At 53.6% G+C, this 19,312-nt stretch carries 13 protein-coding genes; 9 read left to right on the forward strand and 4 right to left on the reverse strand.

Annotated features, from left to right (window positions below):
* Positions 1-2 precede the first annotated feature (2 nt).
* The gene (locus MKX70_RS13335) at positions 3-686 is read right to left on the reverse strand and encodes an SOS response-associated peptidase (protein WP_042238657.1); all 684 of its coding nucleotides are present in this window, start codon (positions 684-686) and stop codon (positions 3-5) included.
* A gap of 148 nt (positions 687-834) precedes the next feature.
* Between MKX70_RS13335 and MKX70_RS13340 the strand changes: the two genes are divergently transcribed.
* A complete protein-coding gene (locus tag MKX70_RS13340) occupies positions 835-1,314 on the forward strand; it encodes a DUF523 domain-containing protein (RefSeq protein WP_042238656.1) in 480 nt (159 codons plus the stop codon).
* A gap of 104 nt (positions 1,315-1,418) precedes the next feature.
* On the opposite strand, the gene MKX70_RS13345 is transcribed toward MKX70_RS13340, so the two are convergent.
* Positions 1,419-2,276: a hypothetical protein gene (locus MKX70_RS13345; protein WP_340840170.1), complete on the reverse strand. Its 858-nt coding sequence runs from the start codon at positions 2,274-2,276 to the stop codon at positions 1,419-1,421.
* 239 nt (positions 2,277-2,515) lie between these two features.
* Here MKX70_RS13345 and MKX70_RS13350 point away from each other — a divergent pair, with 239 nt between their 5' ends.
* From MKX70_RS13350 to MKX70_RS13385, 8 genes are all read left to right on the forward strand, one after another.
* Positions 2,516-3,667 carry a cysteine desulfurase family protein gene (locus tag MKX70_RS13350; protein WP_042238654.1) on the forward strand — a complete coding sequence of 384 codons (1,152 nt, stop codon included), beginning with the start codon at positions 2,516-2,518 and terminating at the stop codon, positions 3,665-3,667.
* Positions 3,668-3,755: 88 nt separating this feature from the next.
* Positions 3,756-4,277, forward strand: a complete 522-nt coding sequence (locus MKX70_RS13355; protein ID WP_042238653.1) for a PRC-barrel domain-containing protein — start codon at positions 3,756-3,758, stop codon at positions 4,275-4,277.
* A 14-nt stretch (positions 4,278-4,291) separates the two neighbouring features.
* Complete coding sequence (locus MKX70_RS13360) at positions 4,292-4,501, forward strand: hypothetical protein (RefSeq protein ID WP_039300906.1); 210 nt, start codon at positions 4,292-4,294, stop codon at positions 4,499-4,501.
* Positions 4,502-4,886: 385 nt separating this feature from the next.
* Positions 4,887-9,425, forward strand: coding sequence for a carbohydrate binding domain-containing protein (locus MKX70_RS13365; RefSeq protein WP_052416678.1), 4,539 nt, complete (start codon positions 4,887-4,889; stop codon positions 9,423-9,425).
* Between the two features lie 132 nt (positions 9,426-9,557).
* A complete protein-coding gene (locus tag MKX70_RS13370) occupies positions 9,558-10,955 on the forward strand; it encodes a sugar ABC transporter substrate-binding protein (RefSeq protein ID WP_052416677.1) in 1,398 nt (465 codons plus the stop codon).
* Positions 10,956-11,029: 74 nt separating this feature from the next.
* Positions 11,030-12,010 (forward strand): carbohydrate ABC transporter permease, encoded by a 981-nt coding sequence (locus MKX70_RS13375; protein ID WP_081956639.1) that lies wholly within the window; start codon positions 11,030-11,032, stop codon positions 12,008-12,010.
* Positions 12,007-12,864 carry a carbohydrate ABC transporter permease gene (locus MKX70_RS13380; RefSeq protein ID WP_042238649.1) on the forward strand — a complete coding sequence of 286 codons (858 nt, stop codon included), beginning with the start codon at positions 12,007-12,009 and terminating at the stop codon, positions 12,862-12,864. The genes MKX70_RS13375 and MKX70_RS13380 overlap by 4 nt, the downstream gene beginning before the upstream one ends.
* 32 nt (positions 12,865-12,896) lie before the next feature.
* Positions 12,897-15,866, forward strand: a complete 2,970-nt coding sequence (locus MKX70_RS13385; RefSeq protein ID WP_340783395.1) for a GH36-type glycosyl hydrolase domain-containing protein — start codon at positions 12,897-12,899, stop codon at positions 15,864-15,866.
* Between the two features lie 5 nt (positions 15,867-15,871).
* Here MKX70_RS13385 and MKX70_RS13390 read toward each other — a convergent pair whose 3' ends face one another.
* Positions 15,872-17,479 (reverse strand): response regulator, encoded by a 1,608-nt coding sequence (locus tag MKX70_RS13390; RefSeq protein WP_340783397.1) that lies wholly within the window; start codon positions 17,477-17,479, stop codon positions 15,872-15,874.
* On the reverse strand, positions 17,457-19,202 hold the full coding sequence (locus MKX70_RS13395; RefSeq protein WP_052416676.1) for a sensor histidine kinase: 1,746 nt from the start codon (positions 19,200-19,202) through the stop codon (positions 17,457-17,459). The genes MKX70_RS13390 and MKX70_RS13395 overlap by 23 nt, the downstream gene beginning before the upstream one ends.
* Positions 19,203-19,312 lie beyond the last annotated feature (110 nt).

Raw genomic sequence — 19,312 nt, forward strand, 5'->3', positions numbered from 1 at the left:
GCTTATACAGCATCTGCCCCGGCTCTGTTAATCAGCTCCCGGTAGTCATTGCGTACGTTGCCTACGGCTGATGAGACCGGATAAGCAAGCATCTGCCTTGCGTCATAAGGCTGCAGCAGCTTCATTAGTGCGGGAATGTCCTGATTGCTGCGGTCCAGCCACTGTGCTTCTGTTTCCCTGCTCAGAATGACCGGCATCCGGTCATGAATCTCCTCCATCAGGCTGTTCGATGCGGTGGTGATGATGGTGCAGGTAGCGATTCTTTTGCCGCTGGGGTCGACCCAAATATCATACAGGCCGGCCATAGAGAAAAGCTGCCCGTCCCGCAGGGTGATTCTCATCGGCTGCTTGCCGCCCTCATAGACCTTCCAGTCATAGAAGCCGTCTGCCGGAATGATGCAGCGGCGGGACGCGACCAGCCCTTTGAAGGAGGCTTTCTCCAGCAGCGATTCACTGCGGGCATTGATCAGCCTGGCGGCGTTCTTGTCCTCCTTGGACCAGGAAGGCAGAAGTCCCCAGCGCAGTTGACCAAGCTTATTCTGTTTGCCGTCATGAATGACCGCCGGAATATACTGCATTGGAGCCGCATTGAACTTCGGTGAATACTGGTCGAAGGAAGTATCGCCGATAAAGTACCTTGTCATCAGTTCATCCAGTGTTACGGTAATGGTATATCTTCCGCACATATTGCCCGTGCCCCCCTGAGTAATCAATGATTACAGCATTTACAGTATTGCAGCTTCGTGCTATGCTCCCCTATATTTCTCATGTTAGAACATCTTGTATAGCATTATATAGGATGAAGCTGAGGATTGCGAAGGAGAGGCGGCTGCTATGATTATCGTAAGTTCCTGTCTGGCCGGGATGAAGGTCAGATATAACGGCACGGATTGTCTGGATCAGAGCATCCGGCATCTGCTGGACAGTCATCAGGCGGTTGCTGTATGCCCCGAGCTGATGGGAGGCTTCTCTACCCCGCGGGAGCCTGCCGAGATCGTAGGCGGCAGCGGCAGGGATGTGCTGGAGGGCCGGGCCCGGGTGGTCGGCAGAACAGGTAATGATGTAACTGCCATGTATATAGAGGGAGCCTATGCGGCACTGGAGCAGGCAAGGAGCTTAGCGGCGACTCTTGTGGTGCTTAAGGAAAATAGCCCGTCCTGCGGCAGTTCCATGATCTATAACGGAGCATTTGCCGGTGTGAAAATACCCGGTGAGGGTGTGACTTCCGCTCTATTGCGGCTGCACGGGATTGAAGTGATATCGGAGGACCAGCTCGCTTCCAGATTGAAGCAACCGGATTCTCCGGTGCAATAGCTGCTGAGCGGCTTGCACAAAAAGGCTGTTACAGGGGTTTCGAACCTCTGCAACAGCTTTTTCTGTGAGTTGTGGGCTTCCTATGAAATGCAAACCGGTTCTGTTTAGGCGAGCGTCCCGAGGACCTTGCCGAACAAGCTGGACAGCTCAATGTTGGTCATCGTAGAGAAGTTCTTCGCGGATAGCATGGTTTGAACTGCAGCGAGCGGATTGTTGCTGCTGTCAGCTGTGCTTGAACTGCTTGCAGATGCTCCAAGACTTCTCTGCAGCTGGGCCAGCACGGACATCATATCCTCCGAAGTGAGACCCGCTTCAAGAGAGGTTAGTCCGTTGAGCGTGTTAGCGCGGTCTGTACTATCCGTGCTAACAGAGCTGTCTGAGTTGTCCTGGCTATCCAAACTCCAGCCCAAAGGAGGGGGGAATCCGCCCATGGCTTGCAGCATTGCAGGAAGTCCCGTAGTCTCATTAGCTGTATCCAAAGAGTTAATTCCGGCATATCCAGCCGCGGAAGAATCAGATGTAACGGACTGAACCAAGGAGAAGAGCCCGTCCCCGCTTAAAGAGGAGAGGCCGTTGCTGCCGAGCAGACTCTGTAAAGAGCCCAGACTGCTGCCGGATTCACCGGTAACCCCTGTTGCTGAATCCGTCTCGGTAAGCCCAAGGCCCAACTGAATTTGGGCCAGCAGAGACTTCATATCCCCGCCGTATTGAGAGCCCGCTGCGGAGCCCAGCGAGGCTGGCGAATATAGCTCCGTGTATTCGTCTTCTCCGGCATCATCTGTTCCCTCCAGATTGAAGAACAGCTTGGCGATTTCACTGAAATCCGCAGCATCTGTAAGGCTTGAGCTGCTTGCTTCTTGGTTGGAGGCGGCGCTTTTGCGGGCAGCGCTTGTGCTGCCACTGGTGAGATCGTAGTTGTCATAGTACTTTTTATTGTAATAATTGTTAATCGATAGCGACATTTGGCGTCTCCTCTCAATATATGTTTCTTTATTTTCTCAAAAGCCCACGTTACATCATCGGAAAGAAAGCTGAGTGCAGGCTGAAAATACGCTGAATCCCAGCTGAAAATGAAGATCCGGTCCATGGACAAATGTTACAATATTGTGTTTATTAACAGGTGGTAAAAGAAACCGTTCAGCAGTATAATCGAGTAGTCCTGTAAGAAAATCCTGAATTTCAAGAAGCGGAGAATCTCGTCATGAAACCCATCTATTTGGACCACGCCGCCTCAACACCGGTTCATCCGGAGGTGGCAACGGTTATGTACAATATGTTATTGAACCAGTATGGCAATGCGTCCAGTGTGCACCAGTTCGGACGGTCGGCCAAAAGAATCGTAAATGGAGCGCGCGACAGGATCGCGGGCTTTTTGGGCTGTTCCCCTGATGAGTGGGTGTTCACCAGCGGCGGTACAGAGAGCGATAACCTCGCTCTGTTCGGCGCAGCCTATGCTTCTATTCATAAGGGTAAACATATCATTACCACAGCAGTAGAACATCATGCGGTATTGCATACGTGCGGACAACTGGAGCAACAGGGCTTCGAGGTTACTTATCTTCCCGTAGATTCCACAGGACTTGTCTCTCTCAAGGATGTGCAGTCTGCCCTGCGTGAGGATACAGTATTGATTAGCGTAATGTTTGTGAATAATGAAGTGGGAACTGTACAGCCTATAGAAGAGATTGGCAGATTAGCGGGCGGGCGGGGCATTCTTTTTCACGTGGATGCTGTACAAGCCCTGGGCACGCTGCCTATGGTGCTCCGCGAGCTGCCTGTCGACTATATGAGCTTCTCGGCCCACAAGATTGGCGGTCCGCAGGGGATTGGCGGATTGTATGTCCGGCGGGGAGCGCCGCTGCAGCCAAGACAACATGGCGGACTTCAAGAGCGCGGCAGACGCGCGGGTACGGAGAGCCTGGCAAGTACAGCCGGCTTCGCCACAGCAGTAGAGCTGGCGGTAGACGGACTTGCGGAGCATCATGAGCAGGCTGTCAGACTGCGGAGTACACTGCTGCAGGAGCTGGACAAGCATGCCGGAGCCGGCGGATATGTAATTAACGGGAATGAACAGCAGACGGTGCCCGGAATTCTGAATGTAAGCTTCCCGGGTGCGAAGACAGATGTGCTGCTGATGAATCTCGATATGGAGCGGATTGCGGCCGCCAGTGGTTCAGCCTGCACCTCGGGCTCTCTGGAAATCTCGCATGTCCTGCAGGCGATGAAGCTTCCGGAAGAACTTTTGAACTCGGCGATTCGCTTTAGTACAGGTTTGGGTAATACTAATGAAGAAATGCAGGTTGTTGCCCAAAAAGTTGGAACCATCTTAAACCGGCTGCGTACTAAAGACTAGGCATTTTTGCGGTCTGGCATCCGCTTGGAAGGTTTCTAGCTTCAGGGAACTCGTAAGCACTATTTAAGGTGAGGGGACTTTGAACGCCATGAAACTTCAAGATATGATTGGCCTCACCGTATATGAAGTTGAAGAAGGTACTGAAGTCGGTGAAATAATCGATATTGGACTGGATTCAAACTGGAACATTACGGGTATTGAACTGGAAAGCAAAACTTTTTTCTCCAGTCATGTGAAAGTTGTGGCATGGGATGATATTGTCGCTTATGGCGAAGATGCTGTCATGATCCGCAACAAAGAGTCGATTGTTAAGACCGACGCTGACCATATACCGTATACTTTCCTCTTGGGAAAGAACAAGTTGAAGGATTTGCAGGTGCTTACAGCATCCGGAACGATACTTGGACGAATATCCGATGTTTATTTTGACCAAAAGATGGGAAACACAATAGTAGCGCTGGAAATCAGTGACGGGCTTGTAACTGATTTGATCGAAGGCCGCAAATGGCTGCCTTGTTCTGAAGGAATGTCTATCGGGGAGAATTCGGTACTGGTTCCTGCGATGAGCGAAGAACGGCTTCAAAAAGCCATTAATATTGTTAACGGATAGGTGGAATGTATTATATGAAGTGTCCAAACTGCAACTCCAAGGATATCGGCAAGATCGGTTCCCACCAGTTCTATTGCTGGGGCTGTTTCATCGAACTTACGGTCAACGGCGAGAAAATGTCGGTTTATCAGGTTGAAGAAGATGGCACGCTCAGTTCGCTTGACGATCTGTTCTCGGGTGAAGATGTTGCACAGGATTTCCCGCAGATCCATGCATCCTCCTGATCATTAGCCTGATTCATTCCCGGATAAAGTTACATAGATTCGCCGTGGGGCTGACCTCAAAGCATCGAATGGATGCTTGGGTCAGCCTTGTTTGCTCTTAAGCAGTTCATCCGCAAGCCTGCGGTGGATGTTCCACGAAACGGGTCTTCAATCTTCTACAACACAAAAACCAGCCAATCCTGGTCCAGGATGAGCTGGTTTTTGTTGTGTGTGGACCCTGGACAGCGTCTGTTTACAGGATAACTTCTCCTATAAATGAGGAAGTTGCATCTTTGTTATATGTGCTAACGAATTGGTATGTCGCCTCCGGGATACGGGCTCTATACTGAAATCGACTGGCGGCAACGCCGGATTCTGCAAGGTTCTGCATAAGGGGGATTATTGAATGTACCGTAAAGGAATATCCAAGCTGCTGATTGCCGGTATGCTGCTGTCAGGGATTCAGCTTCCGGGAAACACGGGAGTGGCAGGAGCAGAGAGACTGGAAAAGCTTCCCGTATCAGCCGCAGGCACAAGCACAAGCGGCGCTATTGTAGCCGGAAAGGCAGCATTTGCCGATATGAATCAGCACTGGGCTTCGCCAGCGGTGGACAGGCTGGCAGCCGCCGGAATCCTGCAGGGGAATGGGCAGGGAAGATTTGGACCAAGCCGTGCAATCTCGCGCGCAGAGATAGCGGTTATCCTGGGCCGTGTGTTTCGTTACTCAGCTCCGGGAACGGCTGTGTTCAGTGATGTAAGCGCTTCTTCCTGGTATGGCAAGGATGTGGGCGGGATTAGTGCAGCCGGCATAATCCAAGGTTACGCGGACGGACGGTTTCAGCCGGGAGCGGCTGTAACCCGGCAGGAGGCCATGACGATGCTGAGCCGGGCTTTCGGCCTGGAGGCGGCTTCGCCAACTACGCTGGCCGCGCAGCCTGACGGATCAGCGGTCAGCGGCTATGCCCGGGAAGCAGTGAGTGCCATGCTTGACGCAGGCTACCTGCACGGCGGGCCGGATGGCAAGCTGAATCCGCAGACGCAGATGACCCGGGCTGAACTGGCGGAGCTCCTGGGCCGGATGATCGGGTGGATCAGTTCAGGCGAAGGAAGCTATTCGATTGGCGGGGTGTCCGGCAATGTAATTGTGAACCGGGCGAATGTACAGATCGAAGGCGGACCGGTTAGCGGGAATCTCTATGTGACTGCCGGAGTAGGAGAGGGAGAGGTATCGTTCTCGGGAATCAAGGTGCAGGGAACCACTCATATCTCGGGAGGTGGTGACCATTCGGTAGTTTTCCGTAAATCTTCACTGGGACAGATCAAGCTGAACAAGCCCAAAGCCCCGGTACGGCTCGTGCTGGAGGATAGCAGCTCCGTAGCCCGGATTGAATTGCTCCAGCCGGCCAAGGTTGAGATTGGGGCCGGCACAAGGGTGGAAGCACTGATTATCGGTCCCGGCGCTGCCGGATCAGAGATTATGAACCGGGGGGACATCGGCCTGCTGGAGACCCAAGCGGATCGTGTGCTGCTCAACGGCCTAGCACTCAAGGCTGGTGAGACGCTTCGGGGCTTGTCCGGTAATGGAGCTTTGCCGCAGGCAAGCGCAGCCGCCACCTTTACGGGGAGCGGAGGGGATTCAGGCGGAGCGATGCCAACGCCTGCACTTATGACACCTGCCCCAACAGCGACAGCTGGGGCAACGCCGACTGCAACACCGGTGGTTACTCCGCCAACCCCTGACAATCCATGGGAGCTGGTCTGGAACGACGAATTCGACGGTAGCTCCATAGATAAGACCAAATGGAATGTGCAGGATACCGGAACGGTATACAACAATGAACTCGAATATTATCATCCGGACAACGCTTCGCTCGAAACCGAGAGCGGACAGGGTGTGCTGGCACTGGAAGCACGGAAGGAAGCATACGGCGGGAAGTCGTATACTTCCGGCAAGCTGACCTCCAAGCTGAAGGGCGACTGGACTTACGGCAAATTCACGGTGCGCGCCAAGCTGCCGATTCAGCAGGGCATGTGGCCGGCCATCTGGATGATGCCAACCGACGAAGAGAAGCAGTACGGACCTTGGCCGGGAAGCGGCGAGATGGACATTATGGAATTAACGGGACCGGTGGCCGGTGATGCAGAGAAGGCTGATCTGTACCCGAGAACGGTTCATGGTTCGCTTCATTACGACATCCCGCATACGTCACAGTCCAAGACCTACATTCTGCCGGAGGGCACGACGTTCGCTGATGCTTATCATGACTTCACACTGGAATGGCTCCCGGGACTGATCCGGTATTATGTGGACGGTAAAATGTATTTTGAAACAAGCGATTGGGGAACGAAGGCTGAAGGCCAGCCGGATTATTATACCTATCCCGCACCGTTTGACCGGCCGTTCTATATGATTCTTAATCTGGCAGTGGGCGGCGATTGGCCGGGTAACCCGGCAGCTGACTTCCAGTCGGACAAAATGTATGTCGATTATGTCCGGGTCTACAAGTACAACAAGCTCGATCAATGGCCGGACGTAACAGGACAACGGCCGACAAAGCCGGAGCTGTCGACTCCGCAGCGCCCTGCCCTTGCCGACGGGAACCAGATTTATAACGGTGACTTTACGGGTGCAGAAGCGGTTCAAGGCCCGCCGGAATATTGGGAATTGATCGAGAATGCGGGGGGTGAGGGAACAGCTTCCGTCGTTGACGATATAGAAAAGGGTAAGGCGGTGAAGGTGGCTGTCAGCAAAGCTGGAACCCAGAACTATTCCATTCAGCTCGCTCAGAAGCCGCTTCTGCTGGAGAAGGGCAAGTCCTACAAAGTCACATTCGATGCCAAGGCGGATGCGGCCCGACCGCTGATGAGCAAGCTGACCGAATTCGGCGGCGGATGGACGGCTTATTCCATGGAACGCAATTTCCAGCTTACGCCGAACTGGCAATCGTATGAATATACCTTCAACATGTCGAAGAGTTCCGATAACAATGTCCGTTTCGAGTTCAATCTTGGTCTGAACGACATTGCAGCCTATTTCGACAATGTCAGGGTGGTAGAGACGGAGCCCCTGCCAGTGGTACGTACTCCGTTGCCTGACGGCAACCTGATCTATAATGGCGGATTCGAGCTGGGAGAAGGGCGGCTGGGCTACTGGACCTTCGCCGTTAAGCCGGAATCGGGCGCTGCTGCGAAAGCCAGTGTAACCAATGCTCTGGAACTGCCGCTGATGAAGCGTGAATTCAAGGCAGATGTCCAGACAGCCGGAGGCTCGGCTGAGGATGTGACGCTGATCCAGACAGGAATCCCTGTGACAGCCGGGGGAGTCTATCAGCTTACGTTCGAGGCGAGATCGGAGCAGGAGCAGCCGGTCGGCATCAAGCTGGACGGCGGCGATGGGAAGACCGTCTATCCTGACGGGGCAACATTCACTCTGACGCCGGAGTGGAAGAGCTATACAGCGGAAATAGAGCTGTCCGGCGCGTCCGGAACTGAAGGTACATTATCGTTCCTTCTGGGCCAGGCTCCGGGGCAGACCGAGATTGACAATGTACGTCTGGTAAGGATGATTGATCCGCCTGTATTCACTAACTACCTGCATCTGCGGGGGGACCAGAACTGGAGATCATCGGGTACCGGCCTGATTCCGAGCGGCGAAGGCGGCAAGGACATCACGGATATGGACCAGGGCGACTATGTAGAATACAAAGTGGTGCTGCCTCAGGCTGCCAGCATTGTTCCCGTGGCCCGGGTATCCAGTATACAGGCAGACTCCGGGCTGGAGCTGTCGGTTCTGGATGCCGGCAAACAGAGTGTAGTGACGACCTCTGTCTATAGTACGGCAATCGGAGATACCGGAGGACTTCATTCCTACCGCGCAATCATCGGGGCACCGCTTGAGCTGCCTGCCGGAATCTATTACTTCCGTCTTGGCGGCAGCGGCTATAATCTGGCCTGGCTGGATCTGACCCGCGAGCTGGTGGTGAACGGCCGCTTCAAGGGCGATTCTACCGAAGGCTGGACGCTGTACAAGAGGGATTGGGACAGTAATCCGGTGAAGAACACCGTAATGAACGCTGTGTATGGTGCACTGCGGGTTGACCTTGGCGGCACCGGTGATGAAGACTGGAACGTACAGGTGAAGCAAGGGGGAGTACCGGTAGAATTGGGCAAGAAGTACCTGCTTCGCTTCGATGGGGAGGCATCAATAGCCAGAGATATCCGGGTGCTTGTTCAGCATGACGGTACTTCGGACAATAATTGGACCCCGTATACGAACGAGACAGTAAGTCTGAGCGAAGCGGGCGGACATTATGAATATCTGTTCACTGCTCCGGCAAGCGATCCCGCTGCTGTGCTGCAGTTCAGTCTGGGCAAGGTTAACGGGCTGCTGGGAGAGCATACGGTTAGACTGAGCAATATTTCCCTGCTGCAGGTGAGCCCGGTCATGGCGGGTGAGGCGTATGGGGAGAATCTGATTCCAAACGGAGACTTCTCGGCTCCGCTTAAGGGCTGGAGCAGCTATTCCTCCGACAGCGGCGAGCTGTCCATTGACAATGTGAATGGGGCGCTGCAGATCCAGGTCGGTTCCACAGGGACGAACAGCTGGGACCGGCAGGTCTATTACGAGGGAGTAGCCTACAACGATGGCAATCATTATACACTTACCTTCAAAGCTAAGGCAGAAGCAGCGCGCAAAATGAACATCAGCATCGGCTGGCTGGATGTCGCGAACAATTACACCTGGAACGGGTATACGAGCAAGGTGGTAGATCTTGATACGGAATACGCGGAATATACCCTGGAATTCGATGTTGCCGGAGGCAGCACCTCCATCGGCCGGATTTCTTTTGAGCTGGGGAATATAACGGATGGCGGTACAGGCCATCTTGCGGTGGACGTCGATGACATTGTGCTGACGAACAACGGAACCGTAGCTGCACCTTGAACAAGCTTTAGAATTTGTTATCCAGGCTTGCGATTTGGTATTTAGACCGGCAAGAAACACTTTTATAATCAGTACATGGAGGACGGGCAGCCGTTCTCCATGATTTTCAGACGACAATGGGGGAGATTTATTGTGAAAAAGACAGCAGTATCCATCACCGCACTACTCATGGCATTTTCAGTAGTGGTCAGCGGATGTGGAGGCAATAACAACCAATCAAGTTCGGCTAACAACGGAGGAAAGAAAGAAGATTCCAGTGCAACTGCCGCTCCTGCTACGCCAAGCACAGACCCTGTTACCCTAAACGCCTGGGTGATGCCGAACAGTCCCAAGCCGGATGCAGACTTCCTGAAGACGCTTGAACCTTACCTGAAAGAGCATCCGAATGTCACCATGAAGGTAACGGTACTTGACTGGGGCTCTGCCTGGACCAAGATTACGACAGCGGCTACAAGCGGGGAAGGTCCGGACCTGCTGCAGCTTGGATCAACCTGGGTACCGGCAATCGCCAGCATGGGCGGTATTGACAAAGTGACGGACAAAGTAGCCGATGTAGGCGGTGCTGAGGCTTTCCTGCCGGCCATCTGGACGACTACCTCTATCGCGGGCGACAGCGAGGTATACGGGGTGCCGTGGTTCGTGGATGCGCGGGCAATATACTACCGGACAGATGTATTCAAGCAAGCCGGTGTGGACACAGCAACAGCCTTTAAAGATTGGGATTCCTTCAAAAGCGCATTGCAAGCGGTCAACGGACAGACCGTTGACGGCAAAAAGATCGCTGCACTCGGACTTCCAGGTAAAAACGACTGGAACGTAGTGCATAATATCTTCCCTTGGATCTGGGCTGCAGGCGGCGATGTTCTCTCGGAAGATAACAAAAATGTTGCCTTCAACGAAGAGAAGGGGCTTGACGGCGTGATGTTCTACACCGGACTTGCCGCTGAAGGCCTTGTGGATAAATCTTCGCTTGAGAAGAATTCGTCGCAGATTGAGAGCGACTTCGGCGACGGTAAATCGGCGGTCATTATCTCCGGCCCTTGGCTCGCCAAGAACTTTGCGACACCGAAAGCAAACGGCGGTATGGATGACAAGAAAGCGGCCAAGAACTTCGCGGTGGCTCCGCTTCCTGCAGGTCCGGGCGGACAAGCTACCTTCGTCGGCGGCAGCGAGCTGACCGTATTCAGCGGCTCGAAGAACAAGGAAGCGACTTGGGATTTGATTAAGTACCTGACCGGCGATGAAGCGCAGAAGGCTTATGCTGCCGTATCCGGCCAGCTCCCGGCTCGACTGTCACTTCTGGAATCGCCTGATCTGGATGCCAGCATGAAAGCATTCTCGGAAGCCACGAAATACGGAAGAACCTATCCATCCATTCCCCAATGGGGACCTACGGAAACGGCGCTGCAAAAGCATTTTGCCAACATTTGGGATATTGTTGCCGGTGTGAAGGGCAAATATAGTGAAGAAACCGTCAAGCAAGAGCTGGATTCTGCAGCGGCCGAAGTCAAAGCAATTATTAACCAATAATGATGAGGATTAGGGGGATGCCGCCGCGCGATAGGGTGCGGCGGTTCTTCCATTAGTAAAGTGAGGGATAAGAGATGGGGCTCCATACTGAAAAAAATCTGCCTGCGAAGGCTGCTTCCGACAAGCGCGGACTATGGCGCAAACGGGTCAGAGAGAATAAATTTGCTTACATGCTGATGGTGCCGACCATCATTTTCATGCTGTTGGTGCATTTGCTCCCTATGATTCAGGGATTCTGGATGTCATTCCTGAAGCTGAACCAATTTACACTGGGCAAATATCTCAAGGCGCCGTTTGTGGGGATCGACAATTATATTGGCCTGTTGTTCAACACCGATAACCCGGTCCGCCAGGGGCTCAATTTTGCCATCCGCAACACCGCGATTTATTCGGTCATTGTGACGATCGGTGTAATGATCATGGGCCTGATGATGGCCTTGCTGCTGAACCGTGATTTTCCCGGACGCAGCATTGCCCGCACAGCCATGCTGCTCCCATGGGTCGTTCCGTCTTATGTGGTCGGTGTGCTCTGGGGTTTCATGTGGCAGAAGGAAGGCATTATCAACTATTTCCTGGTCGATGTCTTGCATCTCTTCAATGAGAAGCCTTTCTGGCTGCTGGGGCCGAATACGATCTGGGCGATCATTATCCCAACCATCTGGCGCGGCTGGCCGTTCCTGATGGTCATTTTCCTGGCTGGACTCCAGACCATTCCCGAAGATATCTATGAAGCTGCAACCATTGACGGTGCGGGCAAATTCCGCCAGTTCTGGAACATGACGCTGCCGATGCTTAAGCCGGTTATTGCGGTACAGCTTTTATTCCAGATTATTAACAATGTCTACTCCTACAACATCGTCTCCACGATGTTCGGCAACGGTGCCGGATATCCGGGGGAATGGGGAGACCTCCTGATGACAGCCTTGACCCGCCAATCCTTCGGTTATTGGTCCTTCGGTTCGGGCTCTGCCGCTTCAATCATGCTGATGTTTGCCATGCTGATGGTCGTCGGTGTCTGGTACCGCGTCTTTAGATCGGAGTTGAATGCCCAATGAGTACACACCGTAAACGTTCCGTCAGTTCGTTCCTGCTGACTTCACTGACCTGGGTTATCGTTGTATTGACGGTATTTCCCATTCTGTGGATGATCTTCACCTCTTTGCACTCCAATGACCAAATTCTGAACGGGATCACTACCTTCAGCCTGCCGAAGCCGCAGTGGGTCAATTATATCAATATGTGGGATACGGTGAATTTTGCCACCTATTTCCGCAACAGCCTTCTGATCTGCGGTGCGACAACCCTGCTTGCCGGCTCCTTTGCCGTTCTGGCCGGATATGCGCTGGCCCGGTTTGATTTTCCCGGATCGAAGCTGTTCAGCATGAGTATCATATCCACCCAGCTGATCCCGGGGATTATGTTCCTGTTCCCGATTTACCTGATGTTCCTGTGGATCAAGAATACGTTCGGTTTGCCGATGATCAATACGTACTGGGGAATGATTCTCGTCTATACGGCGTTCTACACCCCAATCAGTATCTGGATTATGCGAAGTTTCTTTGTCTCAATTCCAAGAGACCTGGAAGAGTCGGCCACGATTGACGGCTGTACGAAATTTCAGGCTTTTTACAAAATCATTCTGCCGTTGTCTCTGCCCGGCATTATTGCGACAGGCATATTCATCTTCCTTACGGCGTGGGATGAGCTCCTCTTCGCCTGGGTTTTGACAACCAGCGCTGATGTACAGACGATTCCGGTCGGTATCCGCTTGTTTGTCGGGCAATATAATACCCGCTACGACCTGCTGATGGCAGCCTCCACGGTGGTAACCGTGCCAGTCATGGTCATATTCTTCATGACCCAAAAATACTTTATCAGCGGTATGACCGCGGGGGCCGTCAAGGGCTGACCCGTAGCATGCCAGGAAAGGTGAGAGCAATCATGCTGAAATTTACTACCGCAAGAGAAGCGATGGCTTCGGCTGAAGAGATCCTGAGACAAGCCTTCGCAGACCGGATTGGCCCCGGGGCGCACATCAGTGCCCTCTTTACGGATTCGGAACGACGGGGGGCCGTAGGCATAGCCGGTCTGCCGTTTCGGCTGCCTGCCATTCAGGAGCTGCTCAAGCTCCCCGCTGTGGCAGCGCTGCTGCCGGGTGAAGCGGGTGCCTCCGCGTTGTTCGCCGTAAACGAAGAAGCCACGGAATTGTCACTGTATATCCGGCACGCCGGAAGACAGGAGCAGACTGTTGACGTACCGGAGGCTACCGCAAGCCTGGCTTTGGCGCAATTGCAGGCCGCTCCGGGCTGGGCAGGGGCGCTTAACGCTGAGGGCGAGCACGTAATTGATCTGCGTTCACCTGTGCCGGGTCCGCATTTCGCGGTCAATTTGCTTATGGGCAACCGTCTGAGCTTTCCCCATCCGCTTCAGACTACCCCGAAGAGCGTTGTTGACCGGCTGGGCGGCGGCAGCTTCCGTTCACATGCGGCCACCCAGGTGCTGGCCACCCGCTGGGATATGCGTCAGGAGGAGAACGGGTTCCCGGCTAACCGGCAATTCTATCTGTTCGAGGACGGGAAGCAGATCTTCTATTCCGCGGACCCCGGAGATGAAGGGATAGAGTCGGCGGTCTGCCGGCATTCGCAGAATGTAACCCGAATCACCTGCCGGACGCGCTGCGGACTGGAGATTACACGAATCATCTCTATTCTGCCTCAATACGAGGGCCTGCCTCTGGCTACCGAATTACAGCGGATTGAGATTGAGAACCATGGAGAAGCCGACCGAGTTCTGCGGATCGTCTACACGGGAATGTTCGGCTCAGCGGCTCCGGGGGCGCTGTTCGAGGATGTGCTGTACAGCAACGTCATTATGCAGGGCGGCGTGCTCCAGGATAATACGGGAGCCGTGGCAGCCATCAGTCCGGATTATTATCCCGAAGGCGGCCGTCATGATCTGCGCTTCCACACAATGATCGTTCACGGGGCAGAAGGACCGGTGCTGCCGCGTGAATACTGCGTCAGCTACAATGAATTTGTCGGTACAGGTTCGCTTCACCGTCCGTCCGGCGCGCTCAGACTGAGTAACATTCTGCACCGTAAGGGGCCAGGGTTCTTCGCAGTAGCCGGGGAAATTCAAGTGGCTGCGGGAGCTAAGACAGCTGTTGACCAGTTGACCGGCCTAGTCTCCGACAAGAGCGGGGCGCCTTGGAATGACACGGTGCTGGCGGATGAAGTGGGGGCGTTGGTCACCCGTTTCTCCGACCCATGCGCGGCGGAATCAGCGCTGGCGGAATCAGCCGGGTTCGTGCGGGATTACAGCAAGTTCCTGCAGGTATTCTCCGATGACAAGAATTTCGATGTATTTATCAACCGCAATCTGCCGTTTCAGGTGCTCTATCAAAGCTTTGTCTCCCGTTCCTTTTGCCAGACACAGAAGGGCTACAGGGAGATTGGCTTCCGCGAAATCCAGGATTTATACGCATCGATGTATTATTTTGTCGGTATGGGACAAAGCGCTCTGGTGAAAAGTCTGCTTAAAGAATGGACCGGTATGGTGTTTGAACTGGGCTATGCCTATCATAACTTCTTCTGGGCCGGCAAGGAGCCGGGCAAATGGTCCGACGATGCGTTATGGCTTGTTCAAGCCGTCTACCGCTATGTAATGCTTACCGGCGATCTCGAGTTCCTGGACGAGTCTTGTCCGGTAGCGGGACAAGAAGCCAGCCGGCCGGTCTTCGAGACACTCAAGGCGATTATTGTCTATTCAGGGAAGATTTCAATCGGCCGCCACGCTCTGCCCTTACTGGACTTCGCAGACTGGAACGACTGTCTTAAGCTGGATGACACGTATCTGAACGGTCCAGCTAAGGAAAAGCTCTACCGGGAGCAATTGCAGGCAGGCGGGGTCTTCGGGGATTCATTGGACAGCGATTATTCCGAGAGCGTTATGAACGCCTTCCTGCTGAAGGTAGCAGTAGATGAACTGTCCGCTCTGGCTGCCCGCAAAGGGGAGCAGGATGATGCCGATGAGCTGAACCGCTTCGGATCCAAGCTGCGCGAGCGTATCCAGGAGCATGCCTGGAAGGGCGATTTCTTCGCCCGCGTGCTCTTCAACCGGTACCAGAATGGCGAATATACTTATTTGGGAGCTGCCGGAGACGGTCTGTCAGCAGATCCGGCATCCGAGGGTTCTTACTTCTTAAATTCCTTCAGCTGGAGCATCCTGTCGGGCTGTGCCGATGAGTCGCAGATCTCGGTGATGCTGGACACTATGAAGTCGCATCTTATGACTCCTTTCGGATTGAAGCTGGTTTCCCCGGTTGCTTTGGGCCGGGTCTCTACCCACACAGCTTCGGACGAATACTTCCCGGGTGACCGGGAGAACGGCGGCGTATTCAAGCATGCCTGCATGATGGCCGCAGCTGCGATGTTCAAGGGTGCCAAGGAAGTCTCGGATTCAGGGCTTGCTGCCGAGCTGGGCCGCCTCGGCTATTGGCTGCTGGACCGGATCATGCCGTTCAAGACGATGGAAGATCCGTTTGCAGTCTGCGGAAATCCGCGATTCTGCACTCAATATAATAACAGCGAGACCGGTGAGAATATCGGTCCGATGCTAAGCGGCACCTCGACCTGGCTCACCCTCTCGCTGATGGAAGCGCTAGGCATTGAATATACGGCGCAGGGCATCGCACTGAGTCCGATCCTGCGGGAAGAGCAGACAGAATTCTCTTACACTCTGAAGCTTGGCAAATCTTCGTACTGTATCCGGATCAGTAAACCGGAAGGCTTCCGCCGGATGAACGGCGGTGATGCCCGTCTGACACTGGATGGCCGGGCGCTAGAGGATGGGTTTATTCCGACTCCGGATGACGGGCTCACCCACGAGGTGGAGCTGCGATTTGAAGAGTAAAGATGTTATAATGCCCGGTCACGGAACTCATGCGGGGTCATCCCCGTGTACTCCTTAAAGAGCTTGATAAAGTAATGGGCATTGGAATAGCCCAGCTCGGCGGAAACCTCATAAATTTTCAGCGGCGTATGAATGAGCAGATACGCCGCTTTTTCCATCTTAACCTGACTGATGTAGTCGCTGATCCGCTTGCCTGTCTCAAGCTTGTACATTTTGGACAGATATACCGGATGCATCTGGACATGATCGGCGATGGCCTGGAGTGAGACATAATGTATATTGCGGTCGATATATTCATGTACGTTCCGAATCAGGACTGTCCGGCTGTCCCGCCGCTCAGACTCAAAATGCTCCTTCAGCAGCGTAACCATCTCCAGCGCCCATTCCCGCAGCTTGTCAGCCGTCTGGAAGGGGGCCTGCTTCATCAGCGGATTGCCCACGATCTCGCCCAGCATCTTCTTATTCTTATGGGCGAAATAATAGAAAGCCGTTTCCAGATGCAGACGGGCTTCATGGATATGCTCCAGAGAGTGGTCCGGATTCCGGGCCAGCTCCGAAGCGATGGCATTCAGCTTGTCTTCGATCCCCTGCCAGTTGTTCGCCTCAAATAAATGAAAGAAAAGCGGAGGCTCGTAGAGCGGCTGGAGAATTTCTACAGGGTTAAAGCTGCTGTTGTCCGTGGCATCCAGATAGATGCCTGTTTCGCTGCCGATATGCTGGCGGATAGCGGAGATGCCGGATTGATAGAGAGTGTACACCTGATCCGGGAATCCGCCCCAACCCGTAGTGACCACAGAAAGGCCGCCTCCAATCAGCGTGCTGACATGATTCTGCAGCTGATAGGCGGCCTGGGTGATATCATCTGCGAGATTCAGGCGGGGTTCAATGTCTTCCCTGGGCTGCAGCAGAAATACAAGATAATCATGGACATCCTTGCTTGACCAGATGTGGAACCGGTCTTGAAACAGCTCTTGCGCGATATTAATAATGGCGTATTCGAACAGCAGCATGCTGCCCATGTCCTGACGCCGGAAGAATTCCTCCGGTCTGACGATTACAAGACATACCGGCAGATTGGTGGAGAACGGCAGATCGAATTGGGAGAGCCGCTCGTGCAGCTGCGGCCTGGACATCTTCCGCCCCTGCAGGAGCTCGCCGAGCAGCCGGTCCCGCAGGAGCGGAAGATGCTCGCGGAAGGTCTGCATTGTCCGCTGATAGGAGGACCGAGTCTCCCATTCGCCGCGCAGCTCTTCCTGGAGCTTGCCAATAACGGCAATCAACTGGTCATTGGCAATTGGCTTGAGCAGATAGGCACTGGCTTGCTCTTCTATCGCCTTGCGGGCGTACTCGAACTCGGCATAACCGGTCAGCATAACGACCCGGATGTGCTTCCAGCGGCTACGGATGGAGGCGATCAGTTCGATGCCTGAAATTTCAGGCATGTTGATGTCAGTGACAACAATGTCGATAGGATAACGCTGAAGCAGTTCCAGTGCCTCGTATCCGGAATAAGCCGTGTGAACTTGTTCAAATCCCATTTCCGTCCAAGGAAGCGAAATGGATAGGTCGTCAACGACATAAGGTTCGTCGTCAATCAGAAGAATTTGATGCATAGGGTTCCTCTTTCTTCTCCATGCGAAGAGTGATTTTTAAGCCGCCTTCAGGTGAAGGGGCGATCAGAAGGCCGGATGAATCACCATAATGGGACCTGAGGCGCTGCTGGATGTTCCATAGCCCGCAGCCTCCGTCCTCACGCGCCGTTTCGGAAATTCGGGCCTGCAAAGCGTTAACTGCCTCATCCGTCATGCCAGCTCCGTTGTCTGCAACAGTGACTATGACACTCTCTTGCGTATGGGAGGCGGTGATCCGAATGGAGCCTGGGCCGATCTTTTTCTCAATACCGTGAATGATGCTGTTCTCCACCAAGGGCTGGATCAGCAGCCGGGGAATCTGCAGACCCAGCAGATCTTCCGCGATATCCATCTCATAGCTGATGCGCTGTTTCCGCAAATTCTGAATCTCCAGGTAATTCTCCAGCAGCTTCAGCTCGTCCTGCAGCGTAGTGAGGGAATGGTCTGTCTTGGTGATGTAGCGGTAATATTCTCCGAGGTTAAGCGCCATAGCCTCCACCGAATCGGTGTCGCCGACAACGGCCTTACTCTTAATAAAGAACAGGCAGTTGTAGAGGAAGTGCGGATTAATCTGCGATTGAAGCTGTTTCAAGTGGGCATCCTTGGCCCGGAGCTGCTCCAGGTAGACCTGTTCAATCAGCAATTGAATTTTTTCTGCCATTTCATTGAATTCTTCGTTGAGCATTGTGAACTCAGGATTGGACTTGGTATGAATACGGGTAGACCATCGTCCTTCCTTCATCCTGTTGAGCGAACGCAATAAAAGGCTAACCGGACGCTGCACTTGACGATATAGCTGCAAAGAGAACAACAGGCTCATGACCAGGAGAAAAGCCGATCCGGTCAGGAAGAAATAACGGCTGCTGCGGATCGGCTGAAGAATCTGCTTCAGCGGCGAATAATGCACGACCCGCCAGTTAATGGCCGATGAAGGAACCGAACTGATAAGAAAGCTGCCCTTCTTAAGGTTGAGGATCTCCGATATGCCCTGTCCGTCTGCGGAATCAAGCGTTGCGGTGATCCGTTCAGCCATTTCCCGGTCGGTATTGCGGGAGAGGATCATCCCGAAAACCGGATGGAACAGGAAGGTATCGCCCTTGTTCTGCGACTGGTAGGCATCGAACATTCGTTCAATGTTGGATACTGGAAAATACATCGATAACAGCAGTTCCGCCTCTCTTGGAGGGCTGCTTTCTGTAGCGGGATCTGACAGCAGCAGGCGGAAGCCCGCTTCAGTGCTGCCCCTGTCCTCTGAAATATACTCCCAGCCGGCCGGGAGCGGTTTCTCCAGTACGGAGGAATCAAAGGAGAGTGAGGAATCAGACCCCAACGTCTCACCGCTGTGCGGCTTGTACAGGACAATCCGGTTCTCCCACGTACTGGAGCTGGTCTGAAGGGAGAGCTTCTCCAGCACGGTCATAATGGTCTGGGCGGGGTCAATAAGATGGCCCAATTGCCGGATCTGCTCGTAGTCACGGATGGTCGGGTCTCTCTGAAGAGCATACATGCTGCCCGCCAATTGATTGATATTGTTGTCCATCTGCTGGGTCAGGAACTCCAGGTGATTCAAATCAGTTGTTTTGATCTGACTCGTGATGACTCCGATATCCTTGCGGTAGGATAATCCGTAGAATAAGAGTGTGGTTGATATAAGGGATAGCAGGATAGCAACCATTTTAATAAACAAACTCGGACGCCAGGCCATAAAATCATCCTTTTCAGAAGCTTTCACTGTTAGCCGTAATAAAAGAAGTGTACCATGGGATGCGGAAGAAGTTTATGATACAAGTTGTCCGGCCCTCCAGAACATTACGA

This window comes from Paenibacillus sp. FSL R7-0312, from assembly GCF_038004445.1.
In the GTDB taxonomy this organism is placed as follows: domain Bacteria; phylum Bacillota; class Bacilli; order Paenibacillales; family Paenibacillaceae; genus Paenibacillus_AQ.

Coding starts and splice junctions, on each gene's coding strand:
- MKX70_RS13360 (WP_039300906.1), top strand. CDS start 4,292: ATGAAGTGTCCAAACTGCAACTCCAAGGATATCGGCAAGATCGGTTCC.
- MKX70_RS13380 (WP_042238649.1), top strand. CDS start 12,007: ATGAGTACACACCGTAAACGTTCCGTCAGTTCGTTCCTGCTGACTTCA.
- MKX70_RS13365 (WP_052416678.1), top strand. CDS start 4,887: ATGTACCGTAAAGGAATATCCAAGCTGCTGATTGCCGGTATGCTGCTG.
- MKX70_RS13355 (WP_042238653.1), top strand. CDS start 3,756: ATGAAACTTCAAGATATGATTGGCCTCACCGTATATGAAGTTGAAGAA.
- MKX70_RS13340 (WP_042238656.1), top strand. CDS start 835: ATGATTATCGTAAGTTCCTGTCTGGCCGGGATGAAGGTCAGATATAAC.
- MKX70_RS13390 (WP_340783397.1), bottom strand. CDS start 17,479: ATGCATCAAATTCTTCTGATTGACGACGAACCTTATGTCGTTGACGAC.
- MKX70_RS13375 (WP_081956639.1), top strand. CDS start 11,030: ATGGGGCTCCATACTGAAAAAAATCTGCCTGCGAAGGCTGCTTCCGAC.
- MKX70_RS13335 (WP_042238657.1), bottom strand. CDS start 686: ATGTGCGGAAGATATACCATTACCGTAACACTGGATGAACTGATGACA.
- MKX70_RS13395 (WP_052416676.1), bottom strand. CDS start 19,202: ATGGCCTGGCGTCCGAGTTTGTTTATTAAAATGGTTGCTATCCTGCTA.
- MKX70_RS13385 (WP_340783395.1), top strand. CDS start 12,897: ATGCTGAAATTTACTACCGCAAGAGAAGCGATGGCTTCGGCTGAAGAG.
- MKX70_RS13345 (WP_340840170.1), bottom strand. CDS start 2,276: ATGTCGCTATCGATTAACAATTATTACAATAAAAAGTACTATGACAAC.
- MKX70_RS13350 (WP_042238654.1), top strand. CDS start 2,516: ATGAAACCCATCTATTTGGACCACGCCGCCTCAACACCGGTTCATCCG.